This window comes from Flavonifractor sp. An10, assembly GCF_002161215.1.
Taxonomy (GTDB): domain Bacteria; phylum Bacillota; class Clostridia; order Oscillospirales; family Oscillospiraceae; genus Flavonifractor; species Flavonifractor avistercoris.
Genome location: NZ_NFMB01000010.1, coordinates 158,012 through 181,772, shown reverse-complemented (window position 1 = coordinate 181,772; position 23,761 = coordinate 158,012). Strand labels below are relative to the sequence as shown.

At 61.4% G+C, this 23,761-nt stretch carries 22 protein-coding genes, 1 tRNA gene and 2 pseudogenes; 17 read left to right on the top strand and 8 right to left on the bottom strand.

The window, feature by feature from the left end; all coding sequences use genetic code 11:
* Positions 1-20 precede the first annotated feature (20 nt).
* From B5E42_RS17090 to B5E42_RS17020, 16 genes and pseudogenes are all read left to right on the top strand, one after another.
* The gene (locus tag B5E42_RS17090; protein ID WP_087241870.1) at positions 21-392 is read left to right on the top strand and encodes a metal-dependent transcriptional regulator; all 372 of its coding nucleotides are present in this window, start codon (positions 21-23) and stop codon (positions 390-392) included.
* 477 nt (positions 393-869) lie between these two features.
* The gene (locus B5E42_RS17085) at positions 870-1,283 is read left to right on the top strand and encodes a sigma factor-like helix-turn-helix DNA-binding protein (RefSeq protein ID WP_087241868.1); all 414 of its coding nucleotides are present in this window, start codon (positions 870-872) and stop codon (positions 1,281-1,283) included.
* Positions 1,284-1,386: 103 nt separating this feature from the next.
* Positions 1,387-1,839 (top strand): RNA polymerase subunit sigma-24, encoded by a 453-nt coding sequence (locus tag B5E42_RS17080; protein ID WP_087241866.1) that lies wholly within the window; start codon positions 1,387-1,389, stop codon positions 1,837-1,839.
* A 10-nt stretch (positions 1,840-1,849) separates the two neighbouring features.
* A complete protein-coding gene (locus tag B5E42_RS17075; protein WP_087241864.1) occupies positions 1,850-2,311 on the top strand; it encodes a sigma factor-like helix-turn-helix DNA-binding protein in 462 nt (153 codons plus the stop codon).
* Positions 2,308-2,847 (top strand): sigma factor-like helix-turn-helix DNA-binding protein, encoded by a 540-nt coding sequence (locus tag B5E42_RS17070; RefSeq protein WP_087241862.1) that lies wholly within the window; start codon positions 2,308-2,310, stop codon positions 2,845-2,847. Before B5E42_RS17075 ends, B5E42_RS17070 begins: the two co-directional genes overlap by 4 nt.
* Positions 2,787-3,083 (top strand): DUF3847 domain-containing protein, encoded by a 297-nt coding sequence (locus B5E42_RS17065; RefSeq protein ID WP_054324692.1) that lies wholly within the window; start codon positions 2,787-2,789, stop codon positions 3,081-3,083. The genes B5E42_RS17070 and B5E42_RS17065 overlap by 61 nt, the downstream gene beginning before the upstream one ends.
* A gap of 82 nt (positions 3,084-3,165) precedes the next feature.
* On the top strand, positions 3,166-4,716 hold the full coding sequence (gene mobQ, locus B5E42_RS17060; RefSeq protein WP_242967207.1) for a MobQ family relaxase: 1,551 nt from the start codon (positions 3,166-3,168) through the stop codon (positions 4,714-4,716).
* Between the two features lie 98 nt (positions 4,717-4,814).
* Positions 4,815-4,991: a hypothetical protein gene (locus B5E42_RS19370; protein WP_204244427.1), complete on the top strand. Its 177-nt coding sequence runs from the start codon at positions 4,815-4,817 to the stop codon at positions 4,989-4,991.
* Positions 4,972-5,370 (top strand): cysteine-rich VLP domain-containing protein, encoded by a 399-nt coding sequence (locus tag B5E42_RS17055; RefSeq protein WP_087241860.1) that lies wholly within the window; start codon positions 4,972-4,974, stop codon positions 5,368-5,370. Before B5E42_RS19370 ends, B5E42_RS17055 begins: the two co-directional genes overlap by 20 nt.
* Positions 5,371-5,485: 115 nt before the next feature.
* A complete protein-coding gene (locus tag B5E42_RS17050) occupies positions 5,486-6,238 on the top strand; it encodes a phage replisome organizer N-terminal domain-containing protein (protein WP_087241858.1) in 753 nt (250 codons plus the stop codon).
* Positions 6,235-7,098, top strand: coding sequence for an ATP-binding protein (locus B5E42_RS17045; RefSeq protein ID WP_087241856.1), 864 nt, complete (start codon positions 6,235-6,237; stop codon positions 7,096-7,098). Before B5E42_RS17050 ends, B5E42_RS17045 begins: the two co-directional genes overlap by 4 nt.
* 43 nt (positions 7,099-7,141) lie before the next feature.
* A complete protein-coding gene (locus B5E42_RS17040; RefSeq protein WP_009322148.1) occupies positions 7,142-7,333 on the top strand; it encodes a transposon-encoded TnpW family protein in 192 nt (63 codons plus the stop codon).
* Positions 7,334-7,411: 78 nt separating this feature from the next.
* Positions 7,412-7,777, top strand: a complete 366-nt coding sequence (locus B5E42_RS17035) for a hypothetical protein (RefSeq protein ID WP_087241854.1) — start codon at positions 7,412-7,414, stop codon at positions 7,775-7,777.
* Between the two features lie 91 nt (positions 7,778-7,868).
* A pseudogene (locus B5E42_RS17030) lies at positions 7,869-8,558 on the top strand (IS256 family transposase); the annotation flags it as partial.
* A 488-nt stretch (positions 8,559-9,046) separates the two neighbouring features.
* Entirely contained in the window at positions 9,047-9,253 is a 207-nt protein-coding gene (locus tag B5E42_RS17025) for a hypothetical protein (RefSeq protein ID WP_087241852.1), read from the top strand.
* A 296-nt stretch (positions 9,254-9,549) separates the two neighbouring features.
* Entirely contained in the window at positions 9,550-11,109 is a 1,560-nt protein-coding gene (locus B5E42_RS17020) for a recombinase family protein (RefSeq protein WP_087241850.1), read from the top strand.
* Positions 11,110-11,553: 444 nt separating this feature from the next.
* Here B5E42_RS17020 and B5E42_RS17010 read toward each other — a convergent pair whose 3' ends face one another.
* The 5 genes from B5E42_RS17010 to B5E42_RS16990 all read right to left on the bottom strand — a co-directional run bounded on the left by B5E42_RS17010 (position 11,554) and on the right by B5E42_RS16990 (position 18,138).
* A complete protein-coding gene (locus B5E42_RS17010; RefSeq protein WP_087241845.1) occupies positions 11,554-13,107 on the bottom strand; it encodes a hydantoinase/oxoprolinase family protein in 1,554 nt (517 codons plus the stop codon).
* On the bottom strand, positions 13,107-14,201 hold the full coding sequence (locus B5E42_RS17005; RefSeq protein WP_087241843.1) for a DUF917 domain-containing protein: 1,095 nt from the start codon (positions 14,199-14,201) through the stop codon (positions 13,107-13,109). Before B5E42_RS17005 ends, B5E42_RS17010 begins: the two co-directional genes overlap by 1 nt.
* Positions 14,202-14,386: 185 nt before the next feature.
* The gene (locus B5E42_RS17000; protein WP_087241841.1) at positions 14,387-15,715 is read right to left on the bottom strand and encodes a cytosine permease; all 1,329 of its coding nucleotides are present in this window, start codon (positions 15,713-15,715) and stop codon (positions 14,387-14,389) included.
* A 146-nt stretch (positions 15,716-15,861) separates the two neighbouring features.
* Positions 15,862-17,454, bottom strand: coding sequence for a PucR family transcriptional regulator (locus B5E42_RS16995; protein ID WP_162614013.1), 1,593 nt, complete (start codon positions 17,452-17,454; stop codon positions 15,862-15,864).
* A 607-nt stretch (positions 17,455-18,061) separates the two neighbouring features.
* Positions 18,062-18,138 (bottom strand) — tRNA-Arg (locus B5E42_RS16990).
* 286 nt (positions 18,139-18,424) lie between these two features.
* Between B5E42_RS16990 and typA the strand changes: the two genes are divergently transcribed.
* Complete coding sequence (gene typA / locus B5E42_RS16985; protein ID WP_087241837.1) at positions 18,425-20,251, top strand: translational GTPase TypA; 1,827 nt, start codon at positions 18,425-18,427, stop codon at positions 20,249-20,251.
* Between the two features lie 339 nt (positions 20,252-20,590).
* Here the strand turns inward: typA and B5E42_RS16980 are convergent, their stop codons facing one another.
* The 3 genes and pseudogenes from B5E42_RS16980 to B5E42_RS16970 form a co-directional block, all read right to left on the bottom strand.
* Positions 20,591-21,583 (bottom strand): diaminopimelate dehydrogenase, encoded by a 993-nt coding sequence (locus tag B5E42_RS16980; protein WP_087241835.1) that lies wholly within the window; start codon positions 21,581-21,583, stop codon positions 20,591-20,593.
* 10 nt (positions 21,584-21,593) lie between these two features.
* Positions 21,594-22,163, bottom strand: a pseudogene (locus B5E42_RS16975) (polysaccharide deacetylase family protein); the annotation flags it as partial.
* A 74-nt stretch (positions 22,164-22,237) separates the two neighbouring features.
* On the bottom strand, positions 22,238-23,536 hold the full coding sequence (locus B5E42_RS16970) for an ATP-binding protein (RefSeq protein ID WP_087241833.1): 1,299 nt from the start codon (positions 23,534-23,536) through the stop codon (positions 22,238-22,240).
* Positions 23,537-23,761 lie beyond the last annotated feature (225 nt).

The window sequence follows — 23,761 nt, the reverse complement described above, 5'->3', positions numbered from 1 at the left end:
TTCGTAATAAGGAGGTACTGATGAAACTTCATGCGTCCGGGGAGGACTACCTGGAAACCATCCTTGTTCTCCAAAAGAAACTCGGTATGGTACGCTCCGTAGATGTGGCCCGGCACATGGAGGTGTCAAAGCCCAGCGTGTGCCATGCAGTGGCTACCTTGCGGGACGGCGGCTTTCTCACGATGGACGAAGATCACTTTCTCCATCTGACCGATGTGGGCCGCGAGGTGGCTGAAAAAATCTATGAGCGTCACTGCTTCTTTACCGAGCAGCTTATCGCCGCAGGCGTTGACCCAAAAACTGCGGAGGCCGATGCCTGCCGGATTGAACACATTATCAGCGATGAGAGCTTTTCACGGCTGAAAGAGGCAGCCGGACAGGAACAAACCTAAACCGAATAAGCCAAGCGATCCTGCCCCGCAAGACGGGAAAAGAAAAAACCGTTGCAGGGCAGGCAACTTCGTGCGCCCATAATGGATTTTCAGGGACTGCGGCGGTTTTGAGTACATCAAGGCCGCCGTTCCTTATGCCCTCGACAAAGGAGTGACGCCTACACGCTGACACGGCGGCTTTAGGAGGGAGCCGCCGTGAAGCACACTGACCGCCGACAAATTCAGACGATATTTGCACTACCGTCAAAAAAAGCCCAGCCACCGAACAGGCCCCGTCTGGCAGCCGGTGCGAAAATTGTCACAATGTAACTGAATACCGTATTTTTTGCGCTCGAATAGCTTTCTGCTGTCCGGGCGTTTTTTCATACCTGTGGGGCCGGAATATCGGGTCAACATGGCCCGAACCCTGTCCCCGGTGCCGCTCCCCGCCGCCCCGTTCAGATTTTCCCGCAAAAAATCTGAACGGAGGAAAGGCAGATGGAAGTCACCATCCATTACAACGGACAAGCTGTGGCCGTGGAGGTCACACTGGAAGTCTATGAATTTCTTGACCGGGCCGACCACAAAACCGAGAACCTGTCCCATGAGCAGCGGCGGCACTGGGATGGCCGGGAGTTTGACGAGTACATAGTTGCCACCGAGGGCGTGGGTATCTACGGCGAAACGCCGGAGGACTACCTTTGCCGCATGGAAACGCTGGGCGAGCTGATGGCCGTCCTGGACACCTGCACCGAGACCCAGCGCCGCCGGTTCCTGCTCTATGCCCTGGACGGGCTGAGTTTTTCGGAGGTCGCTGCCCTGTGCGGCTGCTCCAAGAGTTCGGTGCAAGGCTCCATTGAAGCGGTCAGAAAAATTTTCAAAAAAATTTTGAGAAACCACCCATACGAATGACCCCTTTTCGGGCTACCAAGTGAAAGGGATTGTTTCCCTTATCCCAGCGGGAGGCGGACAGCGGACAAGCTGCCCGCCTCTCCCATTTTCAGGAGGTAAGCCTATGAAAACAATCAATCTGCGGTGGATTTATCCCCACTACCGGCACGACGAGTTTGTAGAGGTCAGCGACGAGGTCTGGGAGGCCATGCGGCAGGCCCAGCGCGAGATGAACAACTATGAGCGCCGGAAGGTCTACCACCGCGCCTGGTACTCCCTGGACGCATATAGCTGGACGGAGAACTACGCGCTGGAATACGGGAGATCGCCGGAGGAAATCCTTTTGGAGCGCGAGGAACGGGCCGCCCGCCTGCGGCTGGTTGCCGCCTTGCCGGAGGCACTGTCTCATACCACTCCAACCCAGGCCCGCCGTGTCCGGGCCTACTACATCGCCGGTATCAACCAGCCGGAAATCTCCCGGATGGAGGGCGTACACAGCAGCAAGGTCAGCATTGCCATCCGGCGGGGCCTGCGGAATATGCGCCGCTGCTATGACGGCCTTTTCCCGTCAGAATGAGGGCGGGCCTATGCAGACCATCAACCTCAAGCAATATTATCCGTTCTGCACTGAGGACACCCTTGTGGAGGTGTCGGATGAAATCGCCGAGGCGTTCCTGCTGGACAAGCGGGCCGAGGCCGCCAGGGAACGCAAGATGTACCGCTACAAGGCGTTTTACTCCCTTGACTGCAATGATGGGATTGAGAACGCCGCCATCGGCTGGGCGCAGCCATCGCCGGAGGATTGCCTGATGGAAAAGGAGGCGCAGGCCGAATATGCCGAACTGCTCCGGCGGCTCTATGAGGCCATTTCCTCTCTGCCCCCAACGCAGGCCCGCCGCGTCCATGCCCGGTATATGCTGGGGATGAAAGTGAAGGACATTGCTGCGATGGAGGGTATTACCCCATCCCAGGCGGGGAAGTCCATCCATGCGGCGCTCCGGCGGCTGCGCCGGTACTTCATACGCCGGAAATGGACAAGCGGCCTATGAAAACCATCAACCTGAAAAAATACTACTACCCGATTTGCAAGAAGGACACCCTTGTGGAAGTGCCGGATGAGGTGGCAGACGCCATTGCGGAGGAAAGCCGAGCAGAGGACGCCAATGACGCCAAACAGCACTATCACTGTTACTCTCTGGACGCATCCCCCGGCATGGAAAACCATTTCCCGGAGCAGGCCGTTTCCCCGGAGGATTTTCTGATGGAGAAAGAAACGGAACGGGAACAGGAGGCCGCCCGCGCCCTGATGGTGGAACGGCTCCAGGAGGCCCTTGCCACTCTGACACCCCGGCATGCAAGCTGCCTTCATGCCCGGTTTTGGGAGGGCAAGCCCTTCAAGGAGATTGCCGAGGCCGAGGGCTTTACCACATCGGCTGCCATTGTCACGGTACGCAACGCCATCATCAAGTTACAGAAATATTATATCAGGCGCGGCTGGATGGAGCCGCCAAAGGAGAAAGCGATATGCACAAAGAAATCACCACCCAAGCGAAACCGAAAAAAGACGAGCGCGAAGAAGTCCTGAAGGAGATCCGGCAGCTTGAGAACCGCCAGAAGATTTTGGAGAACAAACAGCGTAACGAGGAACGCAAGGCCCGCACCCGCCGCCTGATTGAGCGCGGGGCCATTTTGGAGGGCGTGTTCCCTCTGGCCCCTGGCCTTCCCGGCGTAGAGGTCAAGGCGTTCCTGATTGCCCTGTCCCATCTTCCGGGGGCGGCGGAACTGGCCGCAAAACTGCCGAAATCCGGGGACAAGCCGTAAATCCCTTGTTTACAAGGGCGCACTTATACACCGTTGCCGGTGTCGTGCGCCCTGCCGGGGGCTGTTGCGTACTTCGTCCGCGATGGGGAGCTACACTCCCCAAACCCCTTGTGCGCCCCGCGCAGCCAGACACCCGCTTCGCGTCTGTCCGGCTCCACGGAGCCTGAATACCCCTCACCGAAAGGAGGCCATCCCCATAGATTTTTGCCATATCCCCGTCAGTATCATCAAGCGCAGCGAGGGCCGTTCCGCTGTTGCCGCAGCCGCCTACCGAAGCGGGACAAAGCTGACAAATGAATGGGACGGCCTGACCCATGATTACACCCGGAAGGGCGGCGTTGTCCATGCGGAAATCATGCTGCCCGCCCACGCCCCGCCGGAGTTTGCAGACCGCTCCAACCTCTGGAACAGTGTGGAGCAGATCGAGAAAGCCAGGGACAGCCAGCTTGCCCGCGAGATTGAAGCGGCTTTGCCCCGCGAACTGTCCAGGGAACAGCAGCTTGCCCTTGTTCGGGCCTATGTGAAGGACAACTTTGTGGACAAGGGGATGTGCGCCGACTTCGCCATCCACGACAAGGGAACCGGCAACCCCCATGTCCATATCATGCTGACCGTCCGGCCCCTGAAAGAAAATGGCGCATGGGGCGCGAAGTGCCGCAAGGCATATGACCTGGACGAGAACGGCCAGCGCATCCCGGACGGGAAAGGCGGCTGGAAGAACCACCGGGAGGACACCACCGACTGGAACGACAAAGGGAATGTGGAGATTTGGCGGGCAGCATGGGCGGCCTATACCAACCGGGCATTGGAGGCCGCCGGTCAGCCTGCCCTGGTAGACCACCGCAGCTACAAGCGCCAGGGCATTGATAAAATCCCCTCTGTCCACCTGGGGCCAGCGGCCAGCCAGATGGAGAAGCGCGGCATCCGCACCGACAAGGGAGAAATCAATCGGCAGATCGCCGCCGACAACAAGCTGCTGAAAGAAATCAAGGCCCGCATTACCCGCCTCTACAACTGGTCTAAGGCAGAGGCCGAGAAGCCGGAGGGCCAGCAGCCCAGCATGATTGACTTGTGGGAGGCCCAGCAGCAGCTCAAGCGGCCCGACACCCGCACCGGCAAAATCCGGGCTTTGCAGGAGAGCGCCGCCCTGTTCAGCTTTTTGCAGGCAAACGGCATCCAATCCATGCAGCAGCTCCATGAAAAAATCACAGATATGAATACCCGCTACTATGACCTGCGGCGAGAGATCGTTAAGGCCGAGCGCCGGATTGCTACACTCACCGAGCGCGGGGAGATGTGGGCGCAGTACAACGAGTACAGGACTGTCCATAAGCAGCTTGCCAGGATAAAGCCGGAGAAGCGGGAACTGTTCGAGCAGCGCCACAGCCGGGAACTGATCCTCTATGACGCGGCGGCCCGGTATCTGAAAGAACTGAAAGCCAGCGGCGAGGAAATCACCCCGAAGGAATGGCAGCGCGAGATCGACCTGCTGACCGCCCAGAAGCAGGTGGACAGCATCGACATGAAAGCCATGCGGGAGGAACTGAAAGCTGTGGAACGGCTCCGCAAGGCCGCCGACCAACTGGCCCGCCAGGGACGGGACAAGTCCCATGACCGGGGGCCGGAGCGGTAAAGGGTACGGCGTTTTACCGACCCCTCACGGGGGTGTCATGTTTCGTGACACCCTTTGCACAGAACTGTCAACATTCATTCACGGAAGGAGATTGCCCTATGAAGCAGATTATTTTACCCGTCACTGTTCACCTGAATATCCGCCTGCCCCTTGCCCTCTTGCAGCCGGAACCGTCAGACGCGCCCACCGGCCCGGAGTCGGAGGCCCATGCCTGCCAGGGCTGCGGCAACTGCGGCGGGTGCGGGAAGTGCCAGCATGAAGAAAAGCAAGCCTGAACCCGTCCCCGTCATGGACTACCGCCAGTACCGCAGAGCGCGGCGGCTGGTACATGAGTGCTGCAACTATGACGGCGGCAACTGTATCGCGCTGGATGATGGGGAGGAATGTGTCTGCGTCCAGTCCATTTCCTACTCCCTGTTGTGCCGGTGGTTCCGGGCGGCGGTGCTGCCGCTGGACAGAGAACTGGAAACGGCCCTGTTCCACCGCCTGGACGCCAAGCGGTGCGCCGTCTGCGGGGCGCTGTTCACCCCCGGCTCCAACCGGGCCAAATACTGCCCGGAATGTGCTGTTCAGGTACGCCGCCGCAAAGAGGCAGAACGACAGCGGAAAAGATACTACCTTTCTACGCATTTAGGGGCTGAAAAACCCTTGTAAATCAAGGACTTTTTCGAGGGTGTCGCTGGGGGCCTGATAGATTTATCCTCTGGCCCCCAAAACAGCCCTCTAAAGGCGTACAGACCCCTGAAACAAACCCCAAGGAGGAAATCCTATGTCAGACAACCGAAAATATTACTACCTCAAGCTGAAAGAAAACTTCTACAACAGCGAAACGATGGTTATTTTGGAGAGTATGCAGGATGGCCTGCTGTACTCCAATCTGCTGCTGAAAATGTACCTCATGTCACTCAAAAGCGGCGGTATCCTCATGCTCAACGACCATCTGCCCCACACGCCCCAGACCATCGCCACCTTTACCCGCCATCAGGTGGGGACGGTGGAACGGGCCTTGAAGGTGTTCCTTGAATTTGGCCTTGTGGAGATTTTGACCGACGGGGCCTACTACATGGCCGACATCCAACTGTTGATCGGCCAGTCCTCTACCGAGGGCGAACGAAAAAAGAAAGAGCGTATGCGATTGAAGCGCCAAAAACTGCTCCCATCCGGCGGGGCGGACATTTGTCCACCATATAGCCGGGGGGACATTTGTCCACCAGAGAATAGAGATAAGAGATTAGATATTAGAGATAAGAGTATAGAGAATAGAGAGAGTGAGAGCGCCCGCGCCTATGGCCGTTACCAGAATGTTTTCCTGACAGACGAGGAACTGGCAGACCTGCAGGCCAGCTTTCCCACCGTATGGGGCCAGTACATCGAAAAGCTGTCCGAGTACATGGCCTCTACCGGCAAGCGGTATCAGAGCCACGCCGCCACCATCCGGCGCTGGGCCAGCGAGGACGCCAGGAAAGCAGCCCCGCCCTCTCGCAATCGGGATTACAGCGTAAAGGAGGATGAAACCGTATGATTGAGATTACCGCAGAAATCCGGGCGCTGATCGACAAGGCAGCCGCCGGTGTGGAACTGGCCGGGGACGAGTACATAGACCCGGCAGACGGCCTCATTCACTGTAAGAGGTGCGGCGGCCAGAGGCAGACCGTTGTGCCATGCTTTGGGAAACCCGGCTACTTCATGCCCCGCTGTATCTGCCAGTGTCAGCGGGAGGCCGAGGAACAGCGCAAGGCCGCCGAGGAACGGCAGCGCCGCATGGAGCGAATCAAGCGCCGGAAAGCCCAGGGCCTGCAAGACCGCTATCTGTACGACTACACCTTTGCCAATGACAACGGCCAAAATCCCCTGATGGACAAGGCCCGCGCCTATGTAGAGAACTGGAAGGAGGCATACAGGAACAACACCGGCCTGCTGCTATTCGGGGATGTGGGAACCGGCAAGTCCTTTTTCGCCGGTTGTATCGCCAACGCCCTGCTTGACCGGGATGTGCCGGTGCTGATGACGAACTTTCCCACTATCCTGAACCGCCTGACAGGGATGTTCTCCGAGGACAGGGCCGACTTTATCGCCAGCTTTGACGAGTACGACCTGCTCATCATTGACGATTTGGGTGTGGAGCGCAGTACCGAGTATGCGATGGAGCAGATGTTTTTCGTCATTGACAGCCGCTACCGCAGCCGCAGGCCCATGATAATCACCACCAACTTGAAGCTGGACGAACTCAAGAACCCGCCCGACCTGGCCCACGCCCGTATCTATGACCGTATCCTGGAACGGTGCGCCCCGATCCTCTTTGCCGGGAAGAACTTCCGGGAGGAAAACGCCGGAGCCACCAAGCAGGCGGCGAAAGACATTGTAAACCGTAAGCATGAGTAATTTTTTGCCGGACGGCGCAGCCCCGCCCGGAGAAAGGAGCGCCATGAGCGAAGAAACCCGTACCATGCAGACCGCAGACACCACTCCGGCCAGAGCGCCGGAGGACGCCCCCGCGCTGGTAAAGAAAATCGGCAAGACCACCTACAAGGTGCGCGTCCATTTCAGCAATACCAGCACTGAAACCATGAGCGACAAAATCAAGCGTATGCTCAAAAACGAGATACAGCAGATGTGACCGGCTGATAAAGCCAGCCGCCTTGTGTTAAACTGATGATGGTACACATCAAAACTTTTAGCCAAGGAGGACATGAAAATGCTGTACACAGAAAAAGAGAAAACTGAGATTGAACGGGTACGAAAGGTGTTTGCCGAGCATCTTCAACAAAGCACTAATTTTGAACTGCTATGGTCTGATAAAGTGGGCTTTGTCTGGCTGGCGATTGGCCTAAACCCGCTTTATGTTGATACCGGAAGGAGGATAGAGTCTGCCGCCGATCTCTGTCACGAGTGCCTGGATGATGTTGCGATGGATGTTCTGTATATGACAGGCAACGACCACGCGATAGAAGAAGCCGACCCGCTGGAACTGGCCGAGATTAAGCGGCGCTGGAAACCCTATATCGACCAGTTGCCGGAATATGCGTATCTTTGCGATGAGCTATTAAGTGGCCGCAAGTGACCCGCCTGCCTGAGTGTCAGGAGCATGAAAGTGCTTCCTGGCACTTTTTTGTGGCTTTTCTGTGAATTTGATTAAAAAGTCCTTGACAACTCGTTCCGGGGGTGGAGAGTTTGAAAATGTGGCTATTCTGGTGGCGATTGCGGTCAATGAGGACGGATATCGTGAGGTTCTTGGCGCTGCCGAGGGTATGAAGGAGGACAAAGCCAGCTGGGTCAGTTTCTTCCAGTGGCTGCATAGCCGTGGCCTGGATGGCGTGAAGCTCATTGTTGGCGACAAGTGCCTTGGCATGCTGGAAGCTGTGGGAGAAGTGTTTCCTGAGGCCAAATACCAGCGTTGTACCGTCCACTTTTACCGTAATGTGTTCTCGGTCACACCTCGCTCTAAGGTGAAGCTGGTAGCCAAAATGCTCAAGGCGATCCATGCTCAGGAGAGCAAGAAAGCTGCCCGGGAAAAGGCCAAGGCCGTGGTGGAGGAACTGCGCTCCATGAAACTGAAAGAGGCCGCCCAGAAGGTGGAGAATGGCATTGAGGAAACGCTGACCTATTGCGATTTTCCCAGTGAGCACTGGACCCGTATCCGTACCAATAATGTGATTGAGAGGCTGAACCGAGAGATCCGCCGCCGTACCCGTGTGGTTGGCAGCTTCCCGGACGGCAACTCAGCTCTAATGCTGGTTTGTGCCCGGCTGCGCCATGTAGCCGGTACTCAGTGGGGCAACAAGAAGTACATGAACATGAAGCACCTGGAGGCGACCTTGGAGGATGCCTCCATTGCTGGCTGACTTCATTTACGGCAGAGTCTGCGAACTAAAGTGCGAAAAATTCTTGACACGACCAAAAATCTGACCCACACCGTGACCCACGTCGGCACAAGTTCCAGATCACTCGCTTCACCCTGGCGGGCAAAGCTCGCTCCTTTCACTGTGCCTCCGTTTCCAAACGCGACCCGCTGTGCTGGGCTCGCGTTTGGCCAAAAGACCACCGGACGGGAAGATCTGCCTTCCCGCCCGGTTTTTTGCTGCCTTTTACTCTCTTATATGACTTGACCTACTGGTCCGCATCCTGTGAGATGCGGACCAGTTTTTTCTCTCAAATCAGACCGCTAAGTTGAAGACCAGTTGTACCCCTCGCTGCTATACTGATCGCGTCCGGACGGGCTGATCGGTTTGAACAGCAGCAACCATCTCAGGGATAACGCTGAACGTAGCCGGCAGCAGGCGGTTATTCCCTGTCTATCTCACACCTTGACACGAAACGACAGGAGGCCAATATGAAAGAGTCCTACTATGTAACCGCTGAGGAAAACGGCGGTATTATCACCGGCGCCTATGCGAACGCCCTTCTGTGTGGGCATTATATGTGCGGCGAGGTCTTCATCCTGGAGTTCGGGGACTTTGAATCCGCCGAGGTGTCCCTCCCAGAGCGTCTCACTGAGGCCGCCCCGCCGGGTGCCTGCTGCCGGAACACTGCCGGCTGAACGAAATGGTTTCCACCCCTGGGCGCATCATTAAGTCATGATCTCACTTGTATGGGCCTGCCGGGGTTGCATACCGGCCCCAGCAGGCCCATACCATGGAGTATCCTGACACAGAAAGGAGGTGGCTGCTATGGCACCGCAGGCCGCTCAGAACAACAGAAACGATGCTTGGCGGATCTCCCGCTGCTTTGAGGGGGACAAGAGCCCGGAGGAGTTGCTCCGGGCCCTGATCCAGGCCCACAGCAAGTAAGCCCCGGTACATAACGACATTGTGGCAGAAAGGAGGTGGGGCGGTCATGGAAACCTGGAGGACGGCGGCGTATCTGCGCCTGTCCCGGGAGGACGGCGACAAGGCGGAGAGCGACAGCATTGCCAACCAGCACAAGCAGCTGGAGCAGTATCTGGCGGAGCATCCGGAGCTAGAACTGGCGGACTACTATGCGGACGACGGCTATACCGGCACCAACTTTGACCGCCCCGCCTTCCGCCGCATGGAGGAGGACATCCATCAAGGGAAGGTCAACTGTGTGCTGGTGAAGGATCTGTCCCGCTTCGGTCGGGACTACATCGAAATGGGGCGCTATCTGGAGAAGGTCTTCCCCGCCCAGGGGGTGCGCTTCATCGCTGCCAACGACCACGTGGACAGCGAGCGGGGGCGCTATGATATGCTCCTGCCCATGAAGAACCTGTTCAACACCCAATACGCCCGGGACATCTCGGACAAGGTGCGCTCCGCCATCCACACCAAGCAGCGGCGGGGGGAGTTTGTGGGGGCCTTCGCCAGCTACGGATACCAGAAGGACCCGGACAACCACAACCATTTGTTGATTGACCCTCCGGCGGCCCAGGTGGTACAGCGGATCTTCGACCTCTTTGAGCAGGGCGAGGGAAAAGTCAGGATCGCCAAGCTGCTCAATGCGGAGGGGGTTCCCAGCCCCAGTGAGTACAAGCGGCTCTCCGGTGAGCGCTACCACAACGGCCGGCGGCTGGGACAGACCACCTACTGGACCTACGCCACGGTCCACCGGATCCTGCAGAACCAGATGTATGCGGGGGATATGGAACAGGGGCGCGCCTTACGCCCCACCATGCACGGCAAGGCAAAGCAGAAGGCGCGGGCAGACTGGACGGTGGTTCCACACACCCACGAGGCCATCATTGACCGTGCTCAGTGGGAGCGGGTGCAGGAACTGCTGGGCAAGCGGACCCGCCAGTTGAATTTTGAGCAGAACCAGAGCCCCTTTGCCGGCTTCCTCCGCTGCGGAGACTGCGGGCGGGCCATGGTCAAGACCCGGAGCGACGGCGGCATCTACTACAGCTGCGGCTCCTACAAGCGCTATGGCCCCACCGTGTGCAGCAAGCACAGTATCTCCCACAAGGTGCTGGAGGAGATCGTGTTGGCGGATCTCAACCGCATCATTGCCGCCGTTCAGGACTGGAAGAAGCTGGCCGACGAGCGGGTGGAGGGTCCCCGGCGAAGTGTTCAGGCGGAGCAAAGCCGGCTGGAGATCAGGCTGGAGCGGATACAGGAACGCAAAAAGCGCGCCTATGAGGACTACCAGGACGGCCTGCTGGGCCGGGAGGACTATCTCCGTTACCGGGAGGACTATGAGCGCCAGGAGAAAACGCTCAACGCCCAGCTGGAGCAACTCGCCCAGGCCGGAGAGTCCGACCCGCTGCACCACCCCTGGGTGGAGGCACTGCTCCGCTATGGGAAGCTGACCGAACTGGATCGCGTCACTGTGGCGGAGACGATTAAGCAGATCCGAATCTTCGAGGACGGACACGTTGAGATTACGTACACCTTCTCCAATGAGCTTGGACTTCTGGAGGCAGAGGGAGGGATTACGGTCTGAACCGTAATCCCTCCCGACTTATTTTGAAAATCAGCCTTTGATTTTGTAAAGCAAAATAGGAAGGACATCCCATGCCGGCATCAGAACTGCTGAAGTTTGTCAAAACGGATTGCAGACAGAAGGCGAAAGGACAGAGCGTGGAGGTAAAAAGCGCACATGTGGACGGCCCCAGACAGCTCTACGACACCCTGTCCAGTTTCTCCAGCCAGGACAGCGGCGATATCAAAAGGCCTTTCAACCGGAGTACGCCGCCAAGCTGTCCACAAAAAATTTGACATGGAAAACGGACACGGTGCCCTTGTACGTATGCTTCTGCATCTGATGCCAGCTCTGAGCATAACACACAGAGACGGCACAGACAGTAAGGAACCTCCCCGACTCAATTGAGCCGGGGAGGTATAGCTTGGAATGAATGTTCACGCAGCCCGGCGGGACTCCATGGTCTTACGCCAGATCCCCGGCGGCCTTGATCTTCACCCGGCAGGTATTGCCGGGGTAGTACTGCAGGGGCACGTCCTCCACGTCGATGATCTCCACGGTCTCCCGGACGGCGCCGGCCTGCACCGCCAGCTCCACGGCCTCGGCCTTGAGCTGCTCCAGGGCCTGCTCCCGGGGGAGCTCGTTGTAGTCCACCAGCTTCTCGCAGGTGCCGGACACCTTGGAGATGGCCGAGCCGATGGCGTTGGCCACGCCGCCCTCGGCGGGCTTGGCCACGCTGCGGGCGCCGGAGAGCTTCTCCGGCAGGATGATGGAGCCGCCGCCCACCAGGATCACATCCACGTCGCCGGCGGACACCTTCATGGCGTCCAGGGCGTCCTCCGCCAGGGTGGTGATGGCCGCCAGGGCCTTGCGGGCGAAGCCCTCGTCCAGGCTCATGACCTTCTCCCGGTCGCCCAGCTCCGTCATGCCCAGCCGCACGGCGATGTCGGTGGCGGTACAGACGGCGCCGCCGAAGCACAGGGCCTCCTCGGTGATCCGGTAGCCCACCGAGTCCGGGCCCACGGTGACCGTGCCGTCGGGCTGCTGCCGCACGATGGAGCCGCCGCCCAGACCGATGGACACCACGTCGGGCATACGGAAGTTGGTGCGCACCCCGCCGATGGTCACCGCCACGCCGGACTCCCGGGGGAAGCCGTGCTGGATCACGCCCAGATCGGTAGTGGTGCCCCCCACGTCGATGACGATGGCATCCCGCAGGCGGCTGAGATAGCTGGCCCCCCGGATGGAGTTGGTGGGGCCGCAGGCGATGGTGAGGATGGGGTAGCGCCGGGCGTAGTCCATGGTCATGAGGGTGCCGTCGTTCTGGGAGAGGTAGACCTGGGCATTGGTGACCCCCAGGTCGGCCAGGGAGCGGGCGAAGCCCTCGGTGAAGGAGTGGGCCACCTGGTAGAGCGCGGCGTTGAGGATGGTGGCGTTCTCCCGCTCAATGAGGCCCATGGAGCCGATCTCGCTGGAGACGGACACGTGGACGTCCTCCCCCATCACCTCGCGGCACAGCCTGGCGGCCGCCCGCTCGTGGTCGTCCCGGACGGTGGAGAACACGCAGGAGATGGCCACCGAGCGCACCCCTTTGGCCTTCAGCCCCTGGAAGAAGGCGCGGGCCGCCTCCTCGTCAAAGGGGGCCAGCTCCTTGCCGTCGTACTCAAAGCCGCCGCCGATGACGGCGGTGTCCACGGCGATGGAGCGCAGATCCTCCGCCCAGTCCACCATGGGCGGGATGCCCACCGTGGCGGGGGCGCCGATGCGCAGCACGCCGATGGGGGCCAGGTGGCGGCGCTCCACAATGGCGTTGGTGCACTGGGTGGTGCCCAGCATGGCCTGGCCGATCTCCCTGCGATCCACGCCGGACTCCTCCAGCACCGCGCGGACGGCGTCCAGGATGCCGTCGTAGGCGTCGGGGGTGGTGTGGCGCTTTACGCTGGCCACAACCCTGAGGTTTTCGTCAATGAGCACCGCGTCGGTATTGGTGCCGCCCACGTCAATTCCTAATTTATACATCAGCCGCGGCCTCCCTTGCACCGCTCCTCCAGCGGGATATAGTCGGTATCCACCCCGAAGTACCGGGGCCCCACCAGGGCCAGCCCCTCCGGCGTGCGCCACAGGGGGAAGCACTCCAGGCCCACCACCAGTACCCGCTTGCCGTATTTCAGCGCGTCGGTGGGGACGGGGGTGAAGGTCTCGGTGTCCACCAGGCAGATCAGATCCGGGGTGGTGGCCAGGATCTCCCCGTCCACCGTGGCGGTGAGGTTTTCGTTCTGGAACTCCACATAGGCCTGGCGGCCCTTGTACTCGTAAATGCCCTCCAGCATCACCTTACCGAAGTTGAAGCCGCCCCGCACCTCCCGCAGCACGTCGCCGATCTTGCCGCGGAACAGCTTGTGGCCGCCGGTGAAGCGGAAAAACTCCTCCTCCGGCGTGCCGTCGGCCACCTCCTTCATCCGGCGGATGGCGGTCCCCAGGTTCTGGCTGCGGGTGACGATGCCGTGGACGCCGTACCGCTTCATGAAGGCCCCCTCCATGGGGTAGAGGGACACGGACACCGAGCCGCCGCAGGCCATGGTCACCGCCCGGGCCAGCTCCTCCGTCCACTTGTTGGTGATGGTCTTGAAGATGCAGGAGTTGCCCTTCTCGTCCACCAGGGCCATGGGGGTGGCGGAGCCGCCGCCGATGGTGAAGGTGACCATCTGCAGCTCCGGGAAGGCACGGCCCATGCCGTCCACATCCACCAGGGGCAGACCCAGCCGGGCCGCCGCCGCAATGGGCAGCATGGAGTTGACCCCGCCGGCCTCCATGGGCATGAAGGCGTAGATGGGCTTGCCGAAGAAGCCGGACACCGTGTCGTAGAGGGTCTTGTACTCGCTGCCGCCCACCGCCTTCTCACACAGGACGGTGGGGGCGCCCATCATGGCGATGGGCACGATGAGGGCGTCGTCGGGCACCTCCTCCGGCTCCAGCAGGGTGACGGGGCCGTGCTCCTTCACCGCCCCGATGGCCACCAGCTTGCCCACATAGGGGTCGCCGCCTCCGCCGGCCCCCAGCAGGGCCGCGCCCAGGGCAATGTCCTCAATCTCGGGAATTCCGATCTGTCGCAAAATGGGTTCCTCCTTCTTGTTTGCTATGCAAAAGCATAGCAGATATGGCCATGTGCCGCCTTCAGCGGCACGGCCATGGAATCAAAGCGCGTGGGCCGGGACGGCCCACATGCGCAAAAACTTCATGCTCCCCAGCGTTTGCCTGTGCTCGTGGTGCACCCCAGGCGCATGAAGTTTTATGCCTGTCATGCCTCGGCCGGGGCCGGGGCGGGCATAAGCTTGTCCAGCACCATATAGAGCACCAGGGATACCACAATGCCGTTCACCGGCCCCACAAAGAAGGGGATGTTCAGCCAGGGGGCTGCGGCCACCAGGGCGGGGAAGCTGGCGAAGGTGCCGCCGGTGATGCAGGCCAGGACGGCTCCCGCCAGGAAGGCGATCACGCCGGGGGCGGAGAAACCCTCCCGCCGCTGGAAGCGGTCGAGCCGGCCCCGGCCCACCACCCAGTAGCCGGCGATGATCACCCCGGCCAGGGGCGGGATCAGGGCGGACATGAGGGACAAAAAGCCCTGGAAGGCGTTGAGCAGGCCGAAGGCGGCCAGCAGGGTGCCGATGCCGCCGGCGATGCCGGTGGTGATCTTGAACCTGCTCTCGTCAAAGCCAAGCAGGTTGCTCAGGGCCAGGCCGCCGGAGTAGGCGTTGGTGACGTTGGTCGTCCAGGTGGCCAGCACCAGGGCGATCAGCCCGAACAGGGGCACCCCCAGGCTGGCCAGGATGGCGGAGATGTCGTACTGTCCGGTGACGATGCTCATGAGGGCGCCGGTGAGCAGCATGAACAGCCCCGCGGGGATCACGCCCAGGATGGAGGACTTGACCACGTCCGCCCGGCTTTTGGCGAAGCGGCAGTAGTCGGCGGAGATCACGCCGCCCAGGGCGAAGGAGGCCACCACCATGGAGATGCCGAACACCATGCCGGAGGACTGCTCCGGGGCGTAGGCCATGATGGCCGAGGCGCCGTCATTGCGGACGATGCCGGCGATGAGGCCGTACAGGCACACCACCACCAGCAGGGGCACCGCCAGGTAGTTGAGCCACTTCAGGCCCTTGAAGCCGGCGCAGGCGGTGACCAGCATGATGACGCCCCACACAATGGAGGAGACCACCACCATGGCGGGGCTGGCCGCCCCCAGCCCCAGCATGTCCGCCGTCATGGTGGCGAAGGCCTGGCCGCAGGTGGCGGACTGGATGCCAAACCAGCCCACGCAGGCGATGGCCAGCAGGGTGCTGATGATATACCGGGCGCCCTTGCGGCCCAGGGCTCCCTCCGCCAGCACGGAGACGGGCAGGCCGGTGTCGCAGGCCGCCATGCCGATGAAGATCATGTAGGCGCAGATCAGGCCGTAGCCGATCAGAATGGCGGCCACAATGTGGGGCAGGGGCAGGCCCCCGCCGGACAGCACGCCGCCCACCATCAGGCAGGGCACGCAGATCATGCCCCCCGCCCACACCAGGGCGATGGACTGCCAGCTCTGCCGCTGTTCCGCTTTGATCTCAAAGCCGGATTGCTTGTTCATGTGAAAATCCCTCCTCGATCCAGCGCGTATCGCTGGTTTGAGGAATATTTTAACTCTTTACAGCAAAAAAGTAATTGGTTTCCAGGCAGAAAAACAGGGCTGTCTCATTGTCCCTTGGGACAATGAGACAGCCCTGCCTGCCAGCCTCAGCCCTCCAGCAGGCGCTCCACCGCGCAGGCGGTATAGAGCCCGAAGGCCTCCGGGAACTTGGCCACCGGGTGCCCCAGCCTGGCGCCGAGCTGCTGAAGCCGGTATTTGACGGTGTTCTTATGGACAAAAAGGGCCTGGGCGGTCTGGGTGACGCTCCGATCCGTGTCCAGCAGATAGAGCTGCAGCGTGTGCACCAGCTCCGCCCCCTCCCGCAGGGCCCGGACGGGCTCCAGGGGGGCCAGGGCCCGCTGCACCGCCGCCTCGCCGGCGGCCACCGTCTCCCGGCAGGTCTGGGCGAACTCCATCTCCCGGAGGGTGTACCGGCCCCGGCCGGGCCAGATCCGGAGGGCGTCGGGCAGCGCCTTCCGAATGGCCAGATAGGCCCGGCGCACGTCGGCGGTGGTGGTGAGATCCTGACAGGTGACCAGCACGCCGTCCAGCCCGGCCTGCGCCATCTGGGCGCAGAGGGCCTCCGCCATGGTCTCCGCGCCGGCCGCCTCGGGCAGCCAGTCCATAAAGGCCACCACATCCCCCTCATAGGCGTCCGCCACCAGGGCGCCGCAGGCGTGGGACAGCGCCTCCAGCACCAGGGGCAGCACATCCCGTGGAAAGTCCCCCTGGGCCCGGAGGCTGTGGAGCACCCACATGCTGTGGATGGAGGCCACGTCCACGTGGAAGATGTCCGCCAGGCGGCGCATCTTCAGCGGCTCGTCCCGCAGGATGGCCCGCACCAGCTCGCTCATCACCTCCCGGTCGTGGCCCCGGCCCCACAGGTTCACCGCCAGGCGTACCACCTCCGCCGACTGGCGGGCCGTCTCCGGGGAGAGGGGCGTCCCCTCCTTGAGCAGGAACAGCTCCATGCCGGAGGCCGTATCCGACAGGGAGCAGCGGTAGAGCTGAAACCGGCCGCCCTCCAGCTCCATAGGCGCTCCCCAGGGCTGGGGCAGCGCGGGGAGGGCGGGCAGCACCTGCTCCGGCCGGAACTCCAGCGTGCGGGGCCAGTTGGCCGCACTGAGCACATGGCGGGCGCGGTCAGACAGCGCGGCGGAGGCACGGATGCGGTCGCTGAGCAGCCGGAGCACGGTGTCCGGCGTCCGCTGGTGCTCGGGCAGGAGGGACATGCGCTGGAGGATGTCCCCCACCAGGCCGGCGGCGGAGTTCTGATCCCGGAAGATGGCCTCCATCACCTCGCAGATGACCTCGGAGTACCGCTGGTTCATCTGCTTCTCCGGCATGACGATGAGGGGGAAGTCCAGGCTGTCCGCCAGCTCGACAAGCTCCCGGTCTACTTTTGGCATAAAGATGCCCACATAGAACAGGATCAGCCCCACCTCCCCCGCCCCGGCCAGCCGGCGGATGTTGGCGCACTGGGCCTCCACATCCCGGGGAATGCTGGTGAAGCCGGTGATCACAATCTCGCTTCCGTAGAACTCGTTGTTTTCAAACAGCTCGCTCTGCAGGGCATTGGCGTCGGCGTACTCCAGCACGGAGATGGAGGACACCGGCCTGTCCAGCCCGCCCCTCCCCGCCGCCAGGCGGGCGTTGCGCAGGCTGGGCAGCTTCAATAAATCCGCCACCGTCACACTCATGTCAAACATGCCTCCCCCTGTACCTCGGTTCCCTGCGGCTGGATAGAATGCCGCCAACTCCCTTTATCATAGCACGGATTTCCGCGAAATGCGACAGCTTTCCTCCGGCGGCAGAAAGGTACAGACGCCTTATGAGGCTTTATCCGGCTTTACCAGAAGCGGGCAGCGGTTCCTGGAGCCTTAGAGCCCCAAGGGCCGCAATTTCACATCACCCTGGGGTGATGTGAAATTGCGGCACCCGGGATAGGCCCCGGGTGCCGCGACCCTTTTGAATCAGAAATAGCTCTGGCTATACAATTTCTCAATGGCGTCTCTGATTTTACTCGCTAATGATATTCATCCCATGCCTGATGTTTGTAAAACAATAATTTTGTTGGCCTGGGGATTGAAACACGCAAATATGCCATCCTTATTTATACAGGCCAGTTGTATATTCGATAAAAGCATCACTTTCTCGGGCTCAATCTCACTAATATCCAACCGAACATTTCTTTTTCTACTTTCCTCCTCGCTATAAGCTACTTTTTTACCCCCGGCTTAGCCGGGGGTTGCCTTTGGTGCCAGCAATGCAAAAAGGAGCCAAAACAGATAGTTTTGGCTCCTTTTTTGGCACCCTGGACTGGATTCGAACCAGCGGCCTTCCGCTTAGGAGGCGGACGCTCTATCCAGCTGAGCTACCAGGGCAGGTGAGGTTTTCTGTTCTCCGGAGGAGATACCGGATAATTGTACCCCAATTCGCGGCATCTGTCAACGCCGGCGAGGGATTTTGCCCGGAATTTCGGCTGATTTTTTGGCAAAAGAAGTTGCACAGGTCATTTTTCTACGGTATAATAAGTGGTCGAGCCTATGAAAGGCGGAGCCATCCGGTTCCGGCTTCGACGCATATTTCCAGTGAAACAGCCGCTCCGCGCCGTGATCGGACGGGGCGCCGCAGGATAGTCCTTGTCAGTTTTAGGAGGAACGAGAGAACATGCAGGATCAACATCTCAGAAACGTCGCCATCATCGCCCACGTCGACCACGGCAAGACCACGCTGGTGGACGAGATGCTCAAGCAGGGCGGCATCTACCGGGAGAACCAGGCCACGGTGGATCGGGTCATGGACTCCAACGATCTGGAGCGGGAGCGGGGCATCACCATCCTGGCCAAGAATACCGCCGTCCACTACAAGGACGTGAAGATCAACATCGTGGACACCCCGGGCCACGCCGACTTCGGCGGCGAGGTGGAGCGCATCCTGAAGATGGTCAACGGCGTCATCCTGCTGGTGGACGCCGCCGAGGGCCCCATGCCCCAGACCCGCTTCGTGCTGTCCAAGGCCCTGGAGCTGGGCCACAAGGTGATCGTGGTGGTCAACAAGATCGACCGCCCCGACCAGCGCATCCACGAGGTGATGGACGAGGTGCTGGAGCTGCTGCTGGATCTCAACGCCACCGACGAGCAGTTTGAGTCCCCCACCCTGTTCTGCTCCGGCCGGCAGGGCACCGCCTCCTACTCCCCCGACGTGCCCGGCACCGACCTGGTGCCCCTGTTTGAGACCATTCTCAACTATATCCCCGCCCCCGAGGCCGATGTGGACAAGCCCTTCCAGATGCTGGTGTCCTCCATCGACTACAACGAGTTTGTGGGCCGCATCGCCATCGGCCGCATTGAGCGGGGCGTGGTACGCCAGAACCAGGAGATCGCGGTGTGCAACTTCCACACCCCCGACGAGGCCCCCCGCAAGGCCAAGGCCACCGCCCTCTATCAGTTCGACGGCCTGGGCCGGGTGCCGGTGACCGAGGCCACCGCCGGCAACATCATCGCCATGAGCGGCATCGGCGACATCACCATCGGCGACACCATCTGCGCCCCCGAGGCCCCCGAGCCCATCGAATTTGTGAAGATCTCCGCCCCCACCATCGAGATGACCTTCTCGGTCAACGACTCCCCCTTCGCCGGGCGGGAGGGCAAGTTCGTCACCTCCCGCCAGATCCGGGAGCGGCTGTTCCGGGAGACGCTGAAGGACGTGTCCCTCCGGGTCACCGAGACCGACTCCACCGACGCCTTCAACGTGGCCGGCCGTGGCGAGATGAGCCTGTCCATCCTCATCGAGACCATGCGCCGGGAGGGCTATGAGTTCCAGGTGTCCCCGCCCCGCGTGCTCTACCAGGAGATCGACGGCAAGACCTGCGAGCCCATCGAGCGGCTGGTGGTGGATGTGCCCGCCGACGCGGTGGGCGCGGTGATCGAGAAGATCGGCGCCCGCAAGGGCGATCTGCTGGAGATGACCCCCGTGGGCGAGCGGATGAAGCTGGAGTTCCTGGTGCCCTCCCGGGGCCTGTTCGGCTACCGGAACGAGTTCCTCACCGACACCAAGGGCGAGGGCATCATGGCCTCGGTGTTCGAGTGCTACGCACCCATGAAGGGGGAGATCCAGCGGCGTAACTCCGGCTCCCTGGTGTCCTTCGAGACCGGCGAGAGCGTCACCTACGGCCTGTTCAACGCCCAGGAGCGGGGCGTGCTCTTCATCGGCCCCGGCGTGCCCGTGTACGCCGGCATGGTGGTGGGCGAGACCCCCAAGCAGGAGGACATCTCCGTCAACATCTGCAAGAAGAAGCAGCTGACCAACATGCGGGCCTCCGGCTCCGACGACGCCCTGCGGCTCACGCCCCCCCGGCAGATGAGCCTGGAGCAGTGCCTGGAGTTTTTGGCCGACGACGAGCTGCTGGAGGTCACCCCCAAGTCCCTCCGCCTGCGCAAGCGCCTGCTGGATCACGCGGCCCGCATGCGGGAGGCCTCCAAGAAGAAGGGCTGAGGCCGTCGAAAAAGTGGCCGAAGCCACTTTTTCGAGGAAGGCTGCATGACCGAAGGGACTCGATTTCTGGCGAAATGCTCGCCCATCCCGTCACGAGAAGTGTCATTTCCGAGGCCGCAGCGTAAAGAAAATGTGCCGGTGGCACATTTTTAGCGTAGGCCGCGCAGCTATGCTGCGCGGGAAAGGTTGGTGTCCCCGGAAATGACGGATTTTGATTTTATTCCGTCATCTGCGGATGACGGAACTCTGCGAGGCTTCCCCCCGAGGAAGGTTTTTTGACATGCTGAGCCCGAACCCGGCCGAGCCGGGTTCGGGCTTTTTGTTTTGCGCGGGGATCGGTCAGATCAGCTTCCAGTACCCCTCCTCCCCCCGGTCAAAGGGCAGGAGCAGGGCGGGCGGGATGTCCAGGAGGGTTTTGCAGCCGTACTCCCCCGCCTGACCCAGCCGCCAGGCGGCCCGGGCGCAGGCGGCCAGCACGCCGCCGGTGAACTCCGGGTTGGAGTCCAGGCGCAGCCGGAACTCCAGGCCGGCCCGGTGGGCCTCCCCCCGCCCGGTGCGGCCGGTGCGCAGCACCAGCCCCCCATGGGGCAGGCCGGTGTGGTCACGGGCCAGCTCTTCCCGGGCGACGAAGTGCACCGTGGTGTCGTAGTCCGCAAAATAGTGGGGCATGGTGACGATGGCCCGCCGGACGGTCTCCGGCTCCGCCCCCTCCTCCAGCGCCACATAGCACACCCGCCGGTGCATCGAGCCTGGGGTCAGCTCCGCCCCCTCCCCCGCCCGGGCGGCCTCCAGGGCGGCGGGGATGGGCACGGTGTACGCCCGGGCGTCCAGGACGCCGGGCAGGCGGCGGACGGCCTCCGAGTGCCCCTGGCTGACCCCCTCCCCCCAGAAGGTGTGGCTCTCCCCCCGGGGGAGGGCCGCCAGGGCCAGGGCCCGCAGGACGGAGAACAGGCCGGGATCCCACCCGGCACAGATCACCGCCGCCCTGCCGCCCCGCCGGGCGGCGGCATCCACGGCGGCAAAGTGCTCCGGTGCGCGGGCGTGGGTGTCGAAGCTGTCCACGATGTGGAAGCGCCCGGCGTACCGGGGGCTCTGCCGGGGGAGATCCCCGGCGCTGCCCCCGCAGAGGAGGAGCACATCCACCGGCGGCCCGCCCTCCTCCAGCAGGGCGGCGGGGCAGACCGGCATTCCCCCCGCCTCCGCCGCCACCTGCTCCGGCGGCCGGCGGGTGAAAATGCCGGCCAGGGCCATGTCGGGGCTTTGGGACACGGCCGCCGCCGCCCCCCGGCCCAGGTTGCCGAAGCCCAAAATACCAACGCGGAGCTGTTCCATAGCCGCCTCCTCACCGGGCCGGGCACTGCCGGCCGGTGTGGTCGATGGTGTAGTCGGCGTTGTACGCGCCGGGGAGGATCAGCTCCGAGATGGGGACAAAGGTGTACCCCTCCTGGAGCAGGGCCTCCAGGATGCCGGGCAGGGCCTCCGGCGTGTGGAGGGCCGCGTTGTGGAACAGGACAATGGAGCCAGGCTGCACCCTGGAGGTCACCCGCTCGGTGATCTCCGCCGCAGAGAGCTCCTTCCAGTCCAGGCTGTCCACGTCCCACTGGATGGGCTCCATGCCCATGGAGCGGATGGCGGTGATCACGTGGTCGTCATATTCCCCGTAGGGCGGGCGGATCAGGGTGGGGCGCACGCCGGTGACCGCCTCAATCTTGTCGTTGCAGGCGGTCACGTCGGCGATAATCTCGTCGGTGGACAGCTGGGAGAAGTGAGCGTGGGTGTTGGAGTGGTTCATCACCTCGTGGCCCGCGTCGGACAGGGCCTTCACCGACTCCGGATATTTGTCCACCCACTCCCCCACCACGAAGAAGGTGGCCTTTACGTCGTACCGGCCCAGAATGTCGATGAGCTGCTGGGTGTCCTCGTTGCCCCAGGGTGATGTAAGATAGCGGCCCTTGGGGCTCTAGGGCTCCAGGGGCCGCGATTCATTCAGATGCAGAAGCAGGCATACAGGGGCACCGATTTCAGCCCGTTCTCCAGACCAAAATTTTTAGTGGACAGCCGGACGGACTGCTCCGGCTGAAAGGCCTTTTGATAGACCTCCAGGCTCCTGGCCTTGGTGTGCTCCCCGGCCTTCACTTCGATGGGGAGGATGGCACCCTCCCGCTGGATCAGGAAGTCGATTTCATATCCGCCCCGCTCCGCTGTCCAGTAGTAGCTGGTATAGCCGCTGGCGGTGAGCTGGGTACACACGTAGTTCTCTGTCATCCCGCCCTTGAAGTCGTCCAGCTCGTGGGTGGGATACAGAATGTCCGCCGGGACGATCTCCTTCTTGGCGCACAGCAGGCCCACATCGGAGACATAGGTCTTGAAGGCGTCAATGTCCCGGTAGTTCTCCAGGGGCTTCTTGACCTGCTCCACCCGGTAGATGCGGGTGACGATTCCGGAGAGGACCAGCCACTCGATGGCGTTTTCAAACTCCGAGGCCCGCCCGCCCTTCTTGACCAGCTTGTACTGGAAACGGGTGTTCTTCTTGGAGAGCTGGACGGTGATATTGTCATAAACCAGCCGGGTCTTCTTGGTTTCGTTCTCCTTGTTGTACTTGCTCATGTCGTTGAGGTAAGCCGCCAGAAGGGTGTCCTGGATATGCCGGACCAGGACATAGTCGTGGGTCTCAATGAATTTGCTGACGCAGTCGGGCATACCGCCCACCAGCAGATATTGCCGGTAGTAGTTCAGCGCCGTCTCGTGGAGGACTGCGGGCATGGGGGTATCCTGGGCAAAACAGTCCCGGATCTGTCCCACCAGCTCCTTCTCGCCGCAGGCCAGCAGGAACTCCTCCAGATCCATGGGGTACAGGGTTTTCATATCCACCTTGCCCACAGGGAAGGAGAACTTCTGCCGGTTGACTGCCACCCCCAGGAGACTGCCGCAGGCGATGATATGATAGGCTGGGGCCAACTCACAGAAGTATTTCAGGCTGGTCAGAGCCCGCTCGCAGAGCTGCACCTCGTCAAAGATCACCAGGGTCTTCTCCGTCACAATGCTCTGTCCCGCCAACCGGGAGAGGAGCGGAACCAGGTAGGAGGGCTCCAGACTCTCGTCAAAGGCGCTGGCTAAGCCGGGGTTGGTCTCAAAATTGAAGTAGGCTACGTTCTCGTAGTGAGCCTTTCCAAACTCCAGAAGAGCATAGGTCTTGCCCACCTGCCGCGCCCCCTGCAAAATCAGCGGCCGGCGGTAGGGGCTCTTTTTCCAATCCAGAAGATACTGGGTGATCTTTCGGTACATCATCACACCTCCAGTGTGGAGTTCAAGAGAATTATAGCGCATTTTGATGTAAAAAACAAGTCGAAATTTACACCGAATGATAAAGCCAGAGGGAGTTCTGCATCATTACGCAGAACTCCCTTTATCCGGTCAGAAGTCTAAGCTCAGGGGTAGGAGCATTATTTCCAACGACAAAATTGAATCGTCGGAGGTAGCATTGAAAGGCTTGTGTTGTTACACACAGAA

Bases quoted from the DNA above. Each gene is read 5' to 3' on its own strand.
- B5E42_RS17035 (WP_087241854.1), top strand. From the start codon at position 7,412: ATGCTGTACACAGAAAAAGAGAAAACTGAGATTGAACGGGTACGAAAG.
- B5E42_RS17080 (WP_087241866.1), top strand. From the start codon at position 1,387: ATGAAAACAATCAATCTGCGGTGGATTTATCCCCACTACCGGCACGAC.
- B5E42_RS16980 (WP_087241835.1), bottom strand. From the start codon at position 21,583: ATGGAACAGCTCCGCGTTGGTATTTTGGGCTTCGGCAACCTGGGCCGG.
- B5E42_RS17020 (WP_087241850.1), top strand. From the start codon at position 9,550: ATGGAAACCTGGAGGACGGCGGCGTATCTGCGCCTGTCCCGGGAGGAC.
- B5E42_RS17070 (WP_087241862.1), top strand. From the start codon at position 2,308: ATGAAAACCATCAACCTGAAAAAATACTACTACCCGATTTGCAAGAAG.
- mobQ (WP_242967207.1), top strand. From the start codon at position 3,166: ATGGGGAGCTACACTCCCCAAACCCCTTGTGCGCCCCGCGCAGCCAGA.
- typA (WP_087241837.1), top strand. From the start codon at position 18,425: ATGCAGGATCAACATCTCAGAAACGTCGCCATCATCGCCCACGTCGAC.
- B5E42_RS17000 (WP_087241841.1), bottom strand. From the start codon at position 15,715: ATGAACAAGCAATCCGGCTTTGAGATCAAAGCGGAACAGCGGCAGAGC.
- B5E42_RS17055 (WP_087241860.1), top strand. From the start codon at position 4,972: ATGAAGAAAAGCAAGCCTGAACCCGTCCCCGTCATGGACTACCGCCAG.
- B5E42_RS17010 (WP_087241845.1), bottom strand. From the start codon at position 13,107: ATGTATAAATTAGGAATTGACGTGGGCGGCACCAATACCGACGCGGTG.
- B5E42_RS17065 (WP_054324692.1), top strand. From the start codon at position 2,787: ATGCACAAAGAAATCACCACCCAAGCGAAACCGAAAAAAGACGAGCGC.
- B5E42_RS17040 (WP_009322148.1), top strand. From the start codon at position 7,142: ATGAGCGAAGAAACCCGTACCATGCAGACCGCAGACACCACTCCGGCC.
- B5E42_RS19370 (WP_204244427.1), top strand. From the start codon at position 4,815: ATGAAGCAGATTATTTTACCCGTCACTGTTCACCTGAATATCCGCCTG.
- B5E42_RS17075 (WP_087241864.1), top strand. From the start codon at position 1,850: ATGCAGACCATCAACCTCAAGCAATATTATCCGTTCTGCACTGAGGAC.
- B5E42_RS17085 (WP_087241868.1), top strand. From the start codon at position 870: ATGGAAGTCACCATCCATTACAACGGACAAGCTGTGGCCGTGGAGGTC.
- B5E42_RS16970 (WP_087241833.1), bottom strand. From the start codon at position 23,536: ATGTACCGAAAGATCACCCAGTATCTTCTGGATTGGAAAAAGAGCCCC.
- B5E42_RS17050 (WP_087241858.1), top strand. From the start codon at position 5,486: ATGTCAGACAACCGAAAATATTACTACCTCAAGCTGAAAGAAAACTTC.
- B5E42_RS17090 (WP_087241870.1), top strand. From the start codon at position 21: ATGAAACTTCATGCGTCCGGGGAGGACTACCTGGAAACCATCCTTGTT.
- B5E42_RS17045 (WP_087241856.1), top strand. From the start codon at position 6,235: ATGATTGAGATTACCGCAGAAATCCGGGCGCTGATCGACAAGGCAGCC.
- B5E42_RS16995 (WP_162614013.1), bottom strand. From the start codon at position 17,454: ATGAGTGTGACGGTGGCGGATTTATTGAAGCTGCCCAGCCTGCGCAAC.
- B5E42_RS17025 (WP_087241852.1), top strand. From the start codon at position 9,047: ATGAAAGAGTCCTACTATGTAACCGCTGAGGAAAACGGCGGTATTATC.